The organism is Microterricola gilva, assembly GCF_004217495.1.
Classification (GTDB): Bacteria; Actinomycetota; Actinomycetes; order Actinomycetales; family Microbacteriaceae; genus Microterricola; species Microterricola gilva.
Map to the genome: position 1 here is coordinate 2928106 of NZ_SHLC01000001.1, position 15505 is coordinate 2943610.

The following is a 15505-nucleotide window of genomic DNA, read 5'->3' on the forward strand; positions in this document are numbered from 1 at the left end:
CCGGATGCCGCGCTCAGCCCTCGTCGACGGCCGCCAGCCAGCGCGTCAGCACGCCCTCGATGCTCGCGAGATCGGCGGCGTTCAGCACGCTGAGCAGCCGGTGCTCGTTCTCCATGTGCTCCGTGAACACCCGGTCGACGAGTTCGCGCCCGGCCGGGGTGAGCGCGACGACGCGGGCCCGACCGTCCAGCTCGCTCACCCGACGCGTGACCAGGCCGCGCTTCTCCAACCGGTCGACGCGCTTCGTCAGACCGCCAGAGGTCACCATGGTGTGATCGGCCAGCTCCCCCGCCGCGCGCTCGAAGGGCTCCCCCGCCCTGCGGAGCGTCGCGAGCACATCGAATTCCCCCTCGCCGATCCCATGGCGCTGGTACACCTCGACGATGGACTCCCGCAGGTAGTCGGTGATGCGGTGCATCCGCCCGATGACGCCCTGCGGCGACGGGTCGACGTCTGGCCGCTCGCGCCGCCACTCCGCCTGGATGCGCGCGACGCGGTCGAGCGGGAGGTCACGAGGGATTTCCGACATCCCGCCATGTTATCTTCCGCGGCAACTATAGTAGCTTCCATGGAAGATAAATGGCGGTACGTGCTCCTCACCACGATCGCGCCCATCAGCTGGGGCACGACATACTTCGTGACCCAGCAGTTCCTGCCTGCCGACAACCCACTCTGGGGCGCGGCCATCCGGGCGCTTCCGGCCGGGCTGCTGCTCCTCGCTCTGCGCCGCCGCCGTCCGCGGGGATGGTGGTGGCTCAAATCCTTCGTTCTCGGCACGCTCAACATGGGTGCCTTCCTGGCCCTCGTCTACGTGGCCGCCCAGCTGCTGCCGACGAGTGTCGCCGCAACGATCATGGCGACCGCCCCGCTCGTGATGATGTTGCTGGCGTGGCCACTCATCGGCGAGCGCCCGCGCTGGCTGTCGCTGCTCGGCGCCGCGCTCGGCATCGTCGGCGTCGCCGCGATGCTGTTCTCCGGAACCGGCTCGGTCAACGTCATGGGCGTCCTCGCATCGCTCGCGGCGATGGTGATGTCGTCGATCGGCTACGTGCTCACCAAGCGCTGGGGACGCGGCGTCGACGTGATCTCGATGGCCTCATGGCAGCTGATCGCCGGCGGGCTCAGCCTCATCCCACTCGCGGTGATCGTCGAGGGCGCACCGCCGACGCTGGACACCACGCAGCTGCTCGCATTCGCCTATGTGTCGATCATCGCGACGGCGCTCGCCTACGTCGCCTGGTTCACCGGGCTCAAACATCTGGATGCCGGAACGGTCGGGCTGATCGGGCTGCTGAATCCGATCACCGGCGTGCTCCTCGGGCTCGCCGCCGCCGGCGAGAGCTTCACGCCGCAGCAGCTCGTCGGGGTGCTGCTCACCCTCGCCGGAATCCTGCTCGGCCAGCGCGCGGGCAGAGCCCCCGGCCCCGAAATCACACCTGTCGCTTCCCCCACCGTCCCCCCTAAGCTGCAAACAGACGGTGGTTGAGGGGCTCGTCCGCTCGACCACCGGCGTCTCCACCCGAGGGGGCCGCAGTGAACGAACATCGAGCGGTCGTCGACCGTTCTCCACGCTCTGAATGGGGACAGAACACATGCAGGAAAAGAAGGTCATTCCAACCGTCGAAGAGGCACACCGCGCACTGCTCGGCTCGCTGCCGTTCGACGACACAGCTGATTTCGACGACGCCGACCGCGGCTTCATCGCCAAGCTCGAGCCCGGTATCGTGCTCGACGCTGACGGCAACACTGTCTGGGACAACGACAGCTACGACTTCCTCGCCGGCGCGGCGCCGACGACCGTCAACCCCAGCCTGTGGCGCCAGTCCCAGCTCGTCGCCAAGCAGGGCCTGTTCGAGGTCGTCGATGGCATCTACCAGGTGCGCGGCCTCGATCTCTCCAACATCACCTTCGTCGAGGGTGACACCGGTGTGATCGTGATCGACCCGCTGATCTCGAGCGAGACGGCAGCGGCCGCCCTCGCGCTCTACCGCGCCAACCGCGGCGAGCGCCCCGTCGTCGCCGTCATCCACACGCACAGCCACGTCGACCACTTCGGCGGAATCTTCGGCGTCACCTCCCAGGCCGATGTCGACGCCGGACGCGTGCAGGTGATCGCCCCCGTCGGTTTCGTTCACCACGCCGTTGAAGAGAACGTCTACGCGGGAACCGCAATGGCCAGGCGCGCCGGCTACATGTACGGCGCGGCCCTCGACCGCGGCCCGGAGGGGGCAGTCGGTGCCGGGCTCGGCCAGACGACATCAACCGGTGAGGTCGGCCTGATCGTCCCGACGCTGGACATCAGCACAACAGGAGAGACCCACACCATCGATGGAGTCGAGATCGAGTTCCAGATGGCGCCTGGCACCGAGGCGCCCTCTGAGATGCACTTCTATTTCCCTCAGCACCGCGCGCTCTGCATGGCGGAGAACGCCACCCACACGCTGCACAATCTGCTCACCCTGCGCGGAGCGCTCGTGCGCGACCCGCACGTGTGGTCGAGCTACCTCACCGAGGCGATCGACACCTTCGGTGACCGCAGTGACGTGGTGTTCGCCTCGCACCACTGGCCCACCTGGGGCACGGAGCGGATCGTCGGGTTCCTCTCGACCCAGCGCGACCTCTACGCCTACCTGCACGACCAGACCCTGCGTCTGCTGAACCAGGGCTACACCGGGTCGGAGATCGCCGAGATGATCGAGCTGCCGCCCGCCCTCGCCTCCGCCTGGAACACGCACGGCTACTACGGATCGATCAGCCACAACGTCAAGGCGATCTACCAGCGCTACATGGGCTGGTTCGACGGCAACCCGGCCAGGCTCTGGCCGCACACCCCGGCCGCGCAGGCCGAGCGTTACGTGAAGGCACTCGGAGGGATCGACCGCGTCGTCGAACTCGCCCAGACGGCATTCGACGAGGGTGATCTGCGCTGGGCCGCGACCCTGCTCGACCACGCCGTGTTCGCCGAAACCGAGCACGCAGGCGCCCGCGCGCTCTACGCCGCCACCCTCGAGCAGCTCGGCTTCGGCGCGGAGAACGGCACCTGGCGCAACTTCTACCTCTCGGGAGCCACCGAGTTGCGTGACGGCAACTTCGGCACCCCGACGGTGACCAGCGCCCCGGCGATCCTCGCCCAGCTCACGCCGGATCAGCTGTTCGACTCCCTGGCCATCTCGGTCGATGGACCGAAGGCGTGGGATCTCGACCTCCGCATCAACGTCAGCTTCACCGACCTCGACGCGAACTACCGCGTTGCGCTGCGCAACGGCGTGCTCATCAGCCGGGAGAAGGCGCTCGACCCGGATGCCGTGGCCACCGTGTCACTGAGCAAGGCGCGCATGCTGGCGCTCCTTGCGGGCGACGCAGAGTCCCCCGGGATCGAGACGAGCGGCGACGCCACCGTGCTGCCGCAGCTGCTCGCAGTGCTGCAGAGCGGCGACAAGGCGTTCAACATCGTCACTCCGTAGCCGGACTGGCCGTGCTCGTTCCCTGGTTGCGCATGAACACGATCAGCCAGCTGAACACGAGCACGGCCAGAATCAGCTCGACCGCGGTGAGGTTGTAGTACCCGGTCACAAAGAACACCACCAGTACCCCGATCACGCCGACGAAGACGTACCCCAGCCAGAGGAACACCGTCGGCGTGGTCGGGATGAGTGTGCGCAGGCGCACCACGAGGGTCGTGTACACGATGGCCATGCCCGTCGCCGAGAGGTTGTGCAGCGCCAGTGACACGTCGAGGGAGAACAGCCCGACGCAGCCGAGCAGGATTCCGATGAGGATCAGAGACACGCGCACGAAACGGCGGTGGCGGCGCTCCGTTTCCGTGCCGGCCGGCAGCGCGACCGTCGCGTAGTTCGCGATGGTCGTCACGAGCACGCCGGCGATGATCAGCGTGAGATTGAAGGCGTTCCCGGAGAGGTCATCCGTCATGCCGAGGGTGCTGAGGTTCTTCTGCCACCAGAGTGGATCGGAGGCGCTGAGCATGCTGGTCACGGCTCCGACCAGCAGGAACACCGCGAGCACCAGAGAGAGCAGGATGGGTGTGAGGTGCACGGCAGAGAGGAAGACCACGTAGGCGGTGACCGCCGTCGCGACCCCGGCCAGCACCGCGGCGGACAGCGGGAACACCACCGCGCCGACGAAGCTCTGCGCCATGACGGCGGCGATGGCGATCCAGCCGAGCAACGCGATGACGGCGTGGGCGAGCGCAATGGCCGCGACATCGAACCAGTGCAGCCGCGGTCCGTCGCTCTCGACGCTCGCTCCCCGGTTGCGGGAGCGACGCAGGGCCGTTGCCCAGACGACAACGAGCGCGGCGGCGATGGCGGAGCTCAGTGCGACGAACTGGCCGAGTGACCCTGGACCGGAGATCGGCGCCGGGCTGCCCCAGAACACGAGGAGGGCGACCACGCCACTGACCACGAAGACGGCGGCACCCAGGATGAGTGCGACCGACTCGACCGACTCCCTGCTCTCCGTCGGATGCCGCAGCACATTCACGATCGAACCGGACTGAGTCATCGCGGTCACCTTTCTCCTCCGACGGGCGCTGTGATCAGTGGATGATCGCCTTCAGCGCGATCATGGCAAATCCGAAGGCCGCCGTCCCGAGTGCCCCTGCGATGCGAACGGGCCATGAGCTGCCCCGCACCGTGAAGGCGCTGAATCCGAGAACGGCGAGAATCACCACCCCGAGCCAGAGTGCGGTCCAGAGGGCCAGGGCATCGGGAATCGCTTCCAGCGCCCCGAGCAGTAAGACGAAGCAGGGCAACAGCGCCGACAGCAGAAAGCCGAGCGAACGCCGCACCGAGCGATGGAAGGCGACGGCCAGCGTTGTGTCATCGCCCTCGACCACGCCGTGCCCCGCGACGGTGCCGGCGTAGATGTGGGCGGCCCAGAACACGAAAACGGTTCCGATCACGCTGACGAAAGTCTCCCAAGCGGTGGCGCGATAGCCGCCAGAGACGACGATCATGCCGCTGACCAGAACAATCCCATACACCGACTCTTCGGTGACGAATCCGACGCGCACCCGCGTCACCAGTGCGGCGTCACTCTCGGCTGGATCCGGCGCGCGTTCGTTCATGACGTCTGCCCCTCCTTGGTGCGCGCGGTCTCCGCCGTGCTGCGCCCTGCGACCTCCGCCGGAATGCCGCGGGAGAACACGAGTGCGACCGCGGCGATCGCGATGAGCGCGAAGAACGCCGTGCGCAACGAGCTGATCTGGGACTCTGCGTAGACCGAGGTGAGCGTCGCGGCATCCGCCGAGCTCAGCCCAGCGTCCTCGGCGATTCCGGCAACGCTGCTGGCCGGAACGATCTCCACACCGCCTGCGGTGAGTTCGGTGACCGAGCCCTTCACGTTCTCAGGCAGGGTGCTGGCGGCGACGCCACCGGCGAATGAGGTGGCCAGCGCGCCGATCAGCACAGATCCGATCAGCGCGGTGCCGAGCGAGGAGCCGAGGTTCTGGAACACGCCCTGCAGGCCGCCGACCTCACTCGACTCGGTGCCGCTGACGGACGACATGTTCACGTTGCCGAGCTGCGAGGCGAGGAGGCCGAGCGCTGCGCCGGCGCAGAACATGCCGATGGCGAAGACCCAGCTCTTGAGTTCGATGTCGACGGATGCCAGCAGCACCACCGCACTCACGACGAGCACGGCCTGCCCCCACTGCACGATGCGCCGCGGCGACCAGGTCGAGGACAGCCGGGTGCCGACGATCGAGAAGAGGATGAGCGCGACCGAGAGCGGGAAGATCTTGATGCCCGTCTGGAGCGCGTCGAGCCCCAGCGTCATCTGCAGGTAGACCGGCACCATGAAGAAGAGGCCGGCCGTGATGGTGTACTGCGCCCCGAGCACGCTGAGCCCGCTGCGCAGCTGGGTGATCCGGAACATCTCCACGTGCACGAGCGGGGGCCGCCCGCTCGCGACCAGCGCCTTCTGCCTGCGCACGAACACGTAGAGCAGCACCGAGCCGGCAAGGATCAGCCACGCGGTGAGCGAGATTCCGAGCGGTGCAATCTCGACCCCTTCGACCTCGGGCGAGTGCAGGGGCGTGATCCAGCCCCAGGTCTTGCTCTGCAGCATCCCGAACACGACGAAGACGAGTCCGAATGCGGAGAGCAGGACGCTCGGCACATCGATGCGCACCTTCTGCGGCGGGGTGGAGTCGGCGACCAGCCGCGCGCAGAGCACGACGACGGCCATGATCACGACCTCGGCCACGAAGACGTAGCGCCAGTTCAGGTAGGTCGTGATGAAGCCACCGATCAGCGGGCCGGCGGCCACCGCAGCGCCGGAAACCGCGCCGATCACCGCATAGGCGGTGATGCGGTCCCGACCGGTGTAGTTGTCGGCAATGAGCGCGGCGATGGCCGGGATCACCAGCACGGCGCCGAGCCCCTCGATGATCGACCAGCCGAGGAACAGCGTCTGCACGTTCGGGCTGAGCGCCGTGGTGAGCGATCCGATGGCGTAGACGATGGATCCGATGACGAAGGCGCGGCGTCTGCCCCAGACGTCACCGAGCTTCGCCCCGAGCAGCATCACGGCCGCCATGGTCAACGTGTAGAAGGTGATCGCGGCCTGCATGGCGGCCACGGTCGTGTCCAGGTCGGCCACGACCGTCGAGATCGAGACGTTCATCACCGTGCCGTCCAACACCATGACGAATTGGGCAGAGCCGAGGATGATGACGACTAACCATTTCTTCATGAAGCGGCCGACTCCCTCTGACGCCCGGCGAATCCGGATCCCGCAGGCCAAGTATTGACCCCGACCCGGCCACGGCGCAACGGACACGCGGGGGTAGCGCTGAGCAAAAGTACCGGGGTACAGTCTGAGCCACTGGCGCAGCCGTGGGGGTGTGCCCCGAAAGAATGGTCACGACTATGAATTTCTGGGACGTTGTCGGTTTCTTCTTCTGGACATGGGTGGTCGTGGCCTACCTGATGGTCCTGTTCTGGATCCTCAGCGACCTGTTCCGAGATCACGCCCTCAGCGGCTGGTTCAAGGCCATCTGGATCTTCTTCCTGATCTTCGTGCCATTCCTCACCGCGCTCGTCTACCTGATCGCGCGCGGTGCGTCGATGAACGAGCGGGCCGGCCGCAACGCCGGCGTCGTCCCTGAGGACTATTCGAAGCCGGCGCCATCGGCGACCCCGGCGGCCGACATCGCGCAGGCGAAGGCGCTGCTGGATGCCGGCACCATCAACCAACGCGAGTACGACGCGCTCAAGGCGAAAGCCATGGGCGAGTTCTAAGAGACAGGGGCCGGGACGATGGCCGAGTCGGGCGCCGCCACGAGCGGCATCAGCGAATCATTTCGACTGCGGGCGGCCGCCGGGCGTGACGCCCGCCGACGATCACCGCGTTCCGGCGCGTCTGACTGGCATGCGGCATCCGACCGGCCCGATCCCGTCTCCCTCCTCGAGGAACAGGCGCTCAGCCGGGCGCCGGAGCTCGTCCCCATCCGCTACGGGCGCATGCTCGTGTCGCCGTTCACCTTCTTTCGCGGCGCCGCACTGCTCATGGCGTCCGATCTCGCCGGCACGCCGGACTCCGGGATCACCGTGCAGCTCTGCGGCGATGCGCACCTGTCGAACTTCGGGGTGTTCGGCACACCGGAGCGTTCGCTGCTCTTCGACATCAACGACTTCGACGAGACCCTGCCAGGGCCGTGGGAGTGGGATCTCAAGCGCCTGGCCGCGAGCTTTGAGGTGGCCGGGCAACACCGCGGCTTCAGCGAGGCGGAACGGCGCGACAGCGTGCTGGCGCTGGCCCGCTCCTATCGCGAGCGGATGCGGCTCGCCGCTGACTCCCCCGTGCTCCGCTCCTGGTACGACCGGCTGAACGCCGACGACGCCCTCACCTGGTTGCAGAACGAGCAGGCGGAGGGCCGAGCCGACAAGAGGCAGGTCAAGCGCACGACGGAGGTCTTCGCGAAGGCGCGCACCCGCGACAGCGCGCGGGCCACCAAGAAGCTCGTCGGCGTCATCGATGGCGAGCTGCGGATTCTCTCCTTCCCCCCTCTCATCGTGCCGATCGGCGAGCTGGCCGGGGAGGGGCGCACCCGCGAGCAGGAAGTGGAGCAGATGCGCGAGCTGATCTCCTCCTACATGGAGACACTCGGCAACCAGCACCACCCCGCCCACGAGTACGAGTACGTGCACATGGCTCGCAAGGTCGTCGGTGTCGGCAGCGTCGGCACGCGCGCGTGGATCATCTTGCTGCGCGGGCGCAACGACCAGGACCTCCTGTTGCTGCAGGCGAAGGAGGCGCAGCGATCGGTGCTTGAACGCTTCCTGCCCACCAGCGAGCATGAGCACCAGGGCGAACGTGTCGTGCGCGGCCAGCGCATGATGCAGGCGGCGAGCGACATCTTCCTCGGCTGGCAGCGGGTGGAGGGCTTTGACGGCGAGAACCGCGACTTCTACGTGCGCCAGATGCACGATTGGAAGGGGTCGGCCGACATCGAGATCATGAACCCGACCGGGCTCCTGCTCTACGCGCACCTCTGCGGCGAGACGCTGGCACGGGCGCACGCCCGCGCGGGCGACCGCGTCGCTATCGCCGCCTACCTCGGCGGTTCCGATGTGTTCGACCGGGCCATCGCCGACTTCGCGAGTGCATACGCCGAACAGAACAACCGCGACTACGCGGCGTTCCGGGCGGCCGTCGAGTCCGGCCGTCTCGAGGCGCTCAGCGGGCTCTGACGGCTCCGCACTGACCGATCAGAGGACGGGGATGCCGGGGCGCGCTGCCCTGCGCTCGCGCTTCACGGCGTACATCGCCTCATCCGCCTGCCGGAGAGCCGACTCTGCCGTCGTGCTCGGTGCGTCGACGACCACGACGCCGACGCTGGCGCCGGCATAATCGACGACCCCGTTGCTGAGCTCGAAACTCCCGATGGTGCACTCGGCCAGCCGCGAGCGCAGCGCCTCGGCGGCATCCGCCATGCCCGGTCCGCCCGACAGCTCAGGTGCTTCGCCGATCACGACGAACTCATCGCCGCCGAGCCTGGCCAGCAACTCCCCCTGCCGCACCGCGGACCCGAGGCGGCGAGCGATGGCGAGGAGGAACTCGTCGCCGATGTCGTGGCCGTGCGCGTCGTTGACTGCCTTGAAACCGTCGAGGTCGATGAAGGCGACGATCACGCCGCGATCGTCACGGGTGCCGCGGGCCAACGCACGGCGCAGTTCATCGAGGAGCAGCCGTCGATTCGGCAGCCCGGTGAGGGCATCCGTCGAGGCGTGAGAGGCCAACTCGTTGTTCGCCTGCTGCAGAGTCTGGAACAGCAGCTCGCGCTCGACCTGCTGTGCGATCAGCTTCGCGAAGAGTTCGAGCACCATCTGTGACTGCGGCTTCAGGGGCAGCGGCGCCGCGCTGGCCGCGCACAGTGTCCCGTACAGGCCCCCGGTCTCGGTCTCGATCGGCATGCTGACGTAGGTATGGATGTTCAGTGCGGCTGCCGCTTCGGAGTCGGCCCATCGCACGGGCACGTCCGAGGTGTAGAAGTGGCTCTCATCGAGCGCGCGCTTGCACAGGGTGTCCTCCCACGGCACAGCGAGTCCCTCGGAGATCTGCAGCTCGCTGACGTTGCGCGCGAACAGGATGCTCTGCACCCCGCGCTCGAGGTCGACCGTCGTTAGGTAGGTCGACTCGAGACCGGTGACAGCCTCGAGCATCTCAAGCATCGGGCGGGCCAGGTCCTCAAGCGTCTTCGCAGCGGTAACGGTGCGGGTGAGTTGGTCAAGCACGGCGTCCATGACCCCATTCTGGCCACGATTGCACGGCGAGGGCGACAGCGCGCCGTGCAAGCGACGGAGTGGTCAGCTGCTGTGGCGAGGCCGCGCTCGGGCTCAGCCGAGCAGCTCGGCCGAGCCCATGAGCTTGTCGATGGTGATCTCGATCACGACGCGGCTCGGGTTGACCCGTGGCTGGCGGTAGCGTTCCGCGTACAGCGCGACGGCGTGGGCGACGGCATCGGCATCACGGTTGATGCGTGCCCGACCCGCGAAGGAGATCCACTGGCCCTCGTGTACCTGGGCGACGGTGGCCGTTCCGCCGCGTTCGACGTTGCGCACCTTCTGCGTGCCGTCCGAGGTGATGATGCGAACGAGCCCGCCATCGAGGGTGAAACCGACTGGCACAGCGTGGATGCCGCCGCGATGGGCAAGTGTCGAGAGGATCGCCAGGTGTCGTTCGGTCACGAAGCGCGTCGCGGCGTCCGTCAGCTCGGTTGTCATGCCTCCATTGTCCCAAAGCCGCGACGCTGCGCGGTCAGACCATACGCTCACGCAACACGCTGGCTGTTCAGCTGGGCGTGCGCCATCGTTCACGGCGCCCAGCCCACCAGGAAGAGCATCCATGCCCCAGCCACTCACTCGCACACTGCGTGCGGCCGCATCCGCAGTCCTCGTCTCCCTCCTCGCGCTCACGCTCAGTTCGTGTGCGCCACCGGCCGATGGACCGGCAGCGGCGAGCGAGGCGGATCTCGGCGCGGAGGACGGCTACATTCCCGAGGGCGAGAGCGTCTCGCCCTACGCCGACGATCTCCCGACCATCGCCAATCTCGACCTCGATCTGCGCGCTGCCCTGCAGCGGGCTGCCGCCGACGCGGCCGCCGATGGCGTCGAGATGCTCGTGACCGACGGCTGGCGCAGCGAGCGCTACCAACAGCTGCTCCTCGACAACGCGATCCGCAACTATCTCAGCGAGGAGGAGGCGCGCAAGTGGGTGAAGACCCCGGAGGAGTCGACGCACGTGCGCGGGCTCGCCGTCGACATCGGGCCGACGGATGCCGACAGCTGGCTGAGCCAGCACGGCAACGACTACGGCCTGTGCCAGACATACGGCAACGAGATGTGGCACTTCGAACTGGCGGTGCGGCCGGGCGAGACGTGCCCGGCGCCGCTGAATGATGCCTCGGCCGGCTGACGACCGAGCGGGTTCGGCGGCCTACTGCTGTGCGGCGCGTGCGGCGGCCGCCAGGAAGGCGGGGCGCACGAGCTCCCAGCCGTCGAGGTAGCCGCCGACCATGGCCGCATCGCGCAGGAGCACGAGCTGTGCGGCGGCGCCGGCGGCGTCCGCCACCCCCGCCGCGTCCAAGACGGTCTCGAGCTCGGTCCGGAACCACGCACGGTGCGCCCCGACCGCCTGCCGAACCGGGCTGTCGGCGTCCGGGTACTCGGCTGCGGCATTGATGAATGGACAGCCGCGGGTGTGGTGACGGGCCACATCGTCGGCGAGGCCGGTGATCACAAGGCCGACGAGCTGCTTCGGCTCGGCACCGGACGCCTCGGCCGCCGCGAAGGTGGCGCGAATCTGCGCGTCCTCGACGCCGAGGTACGCCTCGACCAGGTCCTCCTTGCTCGGAAAGTGGCGGTAGAAGGTCGCCCGGGTCACGCCGGCCTCCGCCAGGATCCGGTCGACGCCGACCGAGTGGATGCCCTCGCGGTAGAAGAGCTCGGATGCGGCGCGCAGCAGGCGCTCGCGGGCCTCGGAGGCGCCGCTGGGAGTCGTTCGAGTAGCCATAAGCAAAATGATAGAACGATCTTTCTCTTTTTGCTTGACATGCCGCACGGCGAGGCGTAGCTTTCATTTCAGAAGCAGAAAGAACGATCGTTCCACTTAGCGGAGCGGCACCACCAAGGAGAAGGAACCATGACCACCACAGACAAAGCCCCCATCGTCCTCATCCACGGCCTGTGGATGACCCCGCGCAGCTGGAACACCTGGGCCGAGTACTTCCGGTCCCGCGGCCACGAGGTGATCATCCCCGGCTGGCCCGGCATCGATGACCGCTCCGTCGCCGATGTGCGCAGCAACCCCGACGCACTCAAGGGCATCGGTCTGAAGCAGATCGCAGACCACTACGAGCGCATCATTCGCGCACTCCCCCAGAAGCCGATCATCATGGGGCACTCCTTCGGCGGCCTGCTCACCCAGATGCTCGCCGATCGCGACCTCGGAATCGCCTACGTGGGCGTCACCCCCGGCCAGCCGGCCGGCATCACGACCCTGCCGGCGTCGACGTTGTGGACGGGAACGCCCATCCTCGCGAATCCGTTCGGCAAGAACGGCGCGAAGCCGCTCTCCAAGTCGCACTTCCACTTCACCTTCGGCAACGACCTCGGTCGCGCAGAGTCGGATGCGCTCTGGGAGGAGTTCGCCGTCAACTCGTACAACCGCGTGTTCTTCGAGGGAGTCGCGGCGGCCTTCAACGAGAAGGGCGGCGTCAGCCACGTGAACTTCGCGAAGGCCGACCGTGCCCCGCTGCTCGTGATCACCGGAGAGATCGACCACGTCGTCCCCCCGGCCATCGGCCAGGCGATCGTCAAGAAGTACAACGCGAGCGGCAGTCCTGCCCTCGTCGAATACAAGGAGTACGCCGGCCGCACACACCGGATCGTCAGCCAGGACGGCTGGGAAGAGGTGGCCGAGTACGCGCTGGACTGGGCCGTCGCGCACTCCACAGCCAGCAGCGCCGCGTAGCCGGCTGGCCGGGCCGCGACTCTTGCCAGCCCCGTGGCACGGTTGTAGCCTGTGGGGCACCAGCCCGCCAGAACCGCTCTGAGACTGCAACCCGAAACAGTTGACGATGTCTTCCGCCCTCTACGCACTCGGCAGATGGGCATTCCGCGCGCACCGACGCATGCTCCTGCTCTGGGTGATCGTGCTCGCGGTGTTGTTCACCGGGGCCGGACTGCTGAGCGAGGGCACGGACAACACCTTCAGCATCCCCGGCACGGAATCGCAGGAGGCACTGGATGCCCTCGCCCGCACCTTCCCGCAGGTGAGCGGAACGTCGGCGCAGCTGATCGCCGTCGCCCCCGACGGCGGCGATGTGAACGACGCCGATTTCGAGGCGGCGGTCACCGCAGCCGCAACCGACATCGCGGGAATCCCGCAGGTGTCGTCGGCGACCGCGCCGTACCCCTCGGACTCCAGCTCCGGCTCCAGTGCGAACATCAGCGCAGACGACTCGGCCGTCATCGTGCCGATCCAGCTCTCGGTCGCCACGACCGCCGTGCTGCCCTCGACCGCGGACGCGCTGCAGGCGGCTGGCGTCGCGCTCGAGGCCGAGCTTCCAGCCGGCTCGCAGGTGTCCGTCGGCGGGCAGCTGTTCGCGCAGACCTCAACGGGGATCAGCGTCACGGAGCTGCTCGGAATCGCGGTCGCCTACGTGGTGTTGTTCATCACCTTCGGCTCGCTCGTTGCGGCCGGCCTGCCGCTCATCACCGCCCTGCTCGGCGTCGGCGCATCGCTCGCGATCGTCTTCATGGCGACGAGCGTGCTGACCATCACCTCCACGACGCCGCTTCTCGCGCTCATGCTCGGGCTCGCCGTCGGCATCGACTATGCGCTGTTCATCATCTCCCGACATCAGGATCAGCTGAAGCACGGCATCGAACCGGAGGAGTCGGCGGCCCGTTCGGTCGCGACCTCTGGCTCCGCCGTCGTCTTCGCGGCGCTCACGGTGATCATCGCGCTGCTCGGTCTGGCCGTCGCCGGCATCCCGTTCCTGACGATCATGGGCGTCGCGGCCGCTCTCGCCGTGGCGATCGCCGTGCTGATGTCGGTCACGCTGACCCCGGCGCTGCTCGGATTCGCCGGCTGGCACATTGTCGCCAGACGCTTCCGGCCCGGCGCCGGCCCGCCCGCCGCCGCGAGTGAGGACGGCGCAGGTGAGGACGGCGCAGGTGAGGACTCTGAATTTGAGGACTCTGCGGAGAGCGAAGACGTCGCGCCGGCCGAGGCGGAGCCCGCCGAGGCAGAGCTCACCGAGGCCGGTCCGGCCGAGACCCCGACGGACGCTCCGCCACGCGGCGGCTTCTTCCTCGGCTGGGTGCACGCCGTCACGCGCTGGCCGCTGGTCACCGTCGTCGCCGTCGTCGTGCTGCTCGGCCTCGCGGCCATCCCGGCGGCCGGGCTGCGCCTCGCACTGCCGGATGCCGGCTCCCTCGACGAAGGCACACCGGGCCGCACGACATACGACCTCGTCGCGGAGCACTTCGGGCCCGGCTTCAACGGCCCCCTGATCGTCACCGGCTCCATCATCCAGAGCACAGACCCCGTCACCCTGATGGACGATCTCGGCGCCGAGATCGCGACCGTCGCCGGGGTGGCATCGGTGCCGCTGGCGACCCCGAACGAGACCGGCGACACCGGCATCGTCCAGGTGATCCCTGAGGGCGCGCCGGACTCGGAGCAGACGGAGGAGCTGGTCGCGACGCTGCGCTCCATGCAGCCCCACTTCGAGGAGGAGTACGGCGTCCGGCTCTCCGTCACCGGCTACACGGCGGCCGGCATCGACATCTCCGAGCGCCTCGCCGGCGCGCTGCTGCCGTTCGGCCTGCTCGTTGTCGGTCTCTCGCTCGTGCTGTTGGCCATGGTGTTCCGCTCGATCGTCGTGCCCGTCACCGCAGCGCTCGGCTACGCGCTCTCGATCGGTGCGGCGTTCGGGCTCACCAGCCTCGTGTTCATCGACGGCTTCCTCGCCGACCCGCTCAACGTGGCCGGGCTGGGCTCGGTGATCAGCTTCATGCCGATCATCCTGATGGGCGTGCTGTTCGGCCTCGCCATGGACTACGAGGTGTTCCTGGTGAGCCGGATGCGCGAGGAGTACCTGCACTCCGACGATCCGACCGGCTCGGTGCACCGCGGCTTCACGGCGTCGGCGCGCGTCGTCACCGCGGCGGCGCTGATCATGTTCGCCGTCTTCGCCGCGTTCGTGCCGGAGGGCGAGGCGAACATCCAGCCCATCGCGTTCGGCCTCGCGGTCGGCGTGCTGATCGATGCCTTCCTCGTGCGGATGACGCTTATCCCGGCCGTGCTCGTGAGCTTCGGCCGCGGGGCGTGGTGGATCCCCGGCTGGCTCGACCGCGCCCTGCCCCACTTCGACGTCGAGGGCGAGGGACTGGCCGCCGAGTTCGCCCTCGCCGACTGGCCGGAGCCGGGCGTGGAGTTCGCGATCGCGGCCGAGGGCATGCGGGTTGCCGGGCAGCCTCCAGACGGCCCGGCGTGTGACCTGATGCTCGCCCCGGGCGAGGCGCTCGTCCTTCTCGGTGGTTCCCTCGATGAACGGAGCGCGATTCTGCTCGCCATCGGCGGGCGGATGCCGGTGAGTGCCGGTCGGGTGAAGGTGGAGGGTTTCGTGCTGCCGACGCGGGCCGCGGCGGTGCGCGCCCGCACAGCCTACGTGTTGCTTGACGCATCGCTCCGCGGTGTGAGTGCCGTGCACGACGCACTGCGCCGGCGCCCCGGGATCGTGCTCATCGATGCGGCGGACAGCTTCGTCGATCCCGAGCTCCGCGCCGGCATCCGCAGAGCGCTGGGCGAGGCACGCAAGGGCAGCGGGCGGAGGGCCGTCGCCCCGCTGACGATCGTGCTCGCGTGCCAGAACGGCGCCATCGCCGACGCGCTGCTGCCGCTCGGCGTCGAGCTGCGCACCGTGCAGCTGACCGACACGCCGGCACAGAGCGCAGTGGCGGTGCGCTGATGG

At 68.2% G+C, this 15505-nt stretch carries 14 protein-coding genes; 7 read left to right on the forward strand and 7 right to left on the reverse strand.

Going from position 1 to position 15505, the window contains the following annotated elements:
- Positions 1-13: 13 nt before the first annotated feature.
- On the reverse strand, positions 14-529 hold the full coding sequence (locus EV379_RS13565; protein ID WP_130506601.1) for a MarR family winged helix-turn-helix transcriptional regulator: 516 nt from the start codon (positions 527-529) through the stop codon (positions 14-16).
- Positions 530-568: 39 nt separating this feature from the next.
- Between EV379_RS13565 and EV379_RS13570 the strand changes: the two genes are divergently transcribed.
- Both EV379_RS13570 and EV379_RS13575 read left to right on the forward strand, forming a co-directional pair.
- Entirely contained in the window at positions 569-1486 is a 918-nt protein-coding gene (locus tag EV379_RS13570; protein ID WP_130506602.1) for a DMT family transporter, read from the forward strand.
- A gap of 106 nt (positions 1487-1592) precedes the next feature.
- Complete coding sequence (locus tag EV379_RS13575; RefSeq protein WP_130506603.1) at positions 1593-3464, forward strand: alkyl/aryl-sulfatase; 1872 nt, start codon at positions 1593-1595, stop codon at positions 3462-3464.
- On the opposite strand, the gene EV379_RS13580 is transcribed toward EV379_RS13575, so the two are convergent.
- Genes EV379_RS13580 through EV379_RS13590 form a run of 3 tightly spaced genes read right to left on the reverse strand, consistent with a single transcriptional unit; the run spans position 3454 to position 6714 of the window.
- The gene (locus EV379_RS13580) at positions 3454-4521 is read right to left on the reverse strand and encodes a hypothetical protein (protein WP_130506604.1); all 1068 of its coding nucleotides are present in this window, start codon (positions 4519-4521) and stop codon (positions 3454-3456) included. The genes EV379_RS13575 and EV379_RS13580 overlap by 11 nt on opposite strands.
- A 34-nt stretch (positions 4522-4555) precedes the next feature.
- Positions 4556-5086 (reverse strand): hypothetical protein, encoded by a 531-nt coding sequence (locus EV379_RS13585; protein WP_130506605.1) that lies wholly within the window; start codon positions 5084-5086, stop codon positions 4556-4558.
- Positions 5083-6714 (reverse strand): MFS transporter, encoded by a 1632-nt coding sequence (locus EV379_RS13590; RefSeq protein WP_130506606.1) that lies wholly within the window; start codon positions 6712-6714, stop codon positions 5083-5085. The genes EV379_RS13585 and EV379_RS13590 overlap by 4 nt, the downstream gene beginning before the upstream one ends.
- A 176-nt stretch (positions 6715-6890) precedes the next feature.
- Here EV379_RS13590 and EV379_RS13595 point away from each other — a divergent pair, with 176 nt between their 5' ends.
- On the forward strand, positions 6891-7262 hold the full coding sequence (locus EV379_RS13595; RefSeq protein WP_130506607.1) for an SHOCT domain-containing protein: 372 nt from the start codon (positions 6891-6893) through the stop codon (positions 7260-7262).
- 18 nt (positions 7263-7280) lie between these two features.
- Positions 7281-8714, forward strand: a complete 1434-nt coding sequence (locus EV379_RS13600) for a DUF2252 domain-containing protein (protein WP_130506608.1) — start codon at positions 7281-7283, stop codon at positions 8712-8714.
- An 18-nt stretch (positions 8715-8732) separates the two neighbouring features.
- On the opposite strand, the gene EV379_RS13605 is transcribed toward EV379_RS13600, so the two are convergent.
- The gene (locus tag EV379_RS13605) at positions 8733-9767 is read right to left on the reverse strand and encodes a sensor domain-containing diguanylate cyclase (RefSeq protein WP_130506609.1); all 1035 of its coding nucleotides are present in this window, start codon (positions 9765-9767) and stop codon (positions 8733-8735) included.
- Positions 9768-9860: 93 nt separating this feature from the next.
- The gene (locus EV379_RS13610; RefSeq protein WP_130506610.1) at positions 9861-10247 is read right to left on the reverse strand and encodes a TIGR03618 family F420-dependent PPOX class oxidoreductase; all 387 of its coding nucleotides are present in this window, start codon (positions 10245-10247) and stop codon (positions 9861-9863) included.
- Positions 10248-10368: 121 nt separating this feature from the next.
- On the opposite strand from EV379_RS13610, the gene EV379_RS13615 reads away from it, so the two are divergent.
- On the forward strand, positions 10369-10938 hold the full coding sequence (locus tag EV379_RS13615) for a M15 family metallopeptidase (RefSeq protein WP_130506611.1): 570 nt from the start codon (positions 10369-10371) through the stop codon (positions 10936-10938).
- Positions 10939-10959: 21 nt separating this feature from the next.
- Here the strand turns inward: EV379_RS13615 and EV379_RS13620 are convergent, their stop codons facing one another.
- On the reverse strand, positions 10960-11535 hold the full coding sequence (locus tag EV379_RS13620; protein ID WP_130506612.1) for a TetR/AcrR family transcriptional regulator: 576 nt from the start codon (positions 11533-11535) through the stop codon (positions 10960-10962).
- Between the two features lie 129 nt (positions 11536-11664).
- Here EV379_RS13620 and EV379_RS13625 point away from each other — a divergent pair, with 129 nt between their 5' ends.
- Positions 11665-12495 (forward strand): alpha/beta hydrolase, encoded by an 831-nt coding sequence (locus tag EV379_RS13625; protein ID WP_130506613.1) that lies wholly within the window; start codon positions 11665-11667, stop codon positions 12493-12495.
- Between the two features lie 106 nt (positions 12496-12601).
- On the forward strand, positions 12602-15502 hold the full coding sequence (locus tag EV379_RS13630; RefSeq protein WP_130506614.1) for an MMPL family transporter: 2901 nt from the start codon (positions 12602-12604) through the stop codon (positions 15500-15502).
- Positions 15503-15505 lie beyond the last annotated feature (3 nt).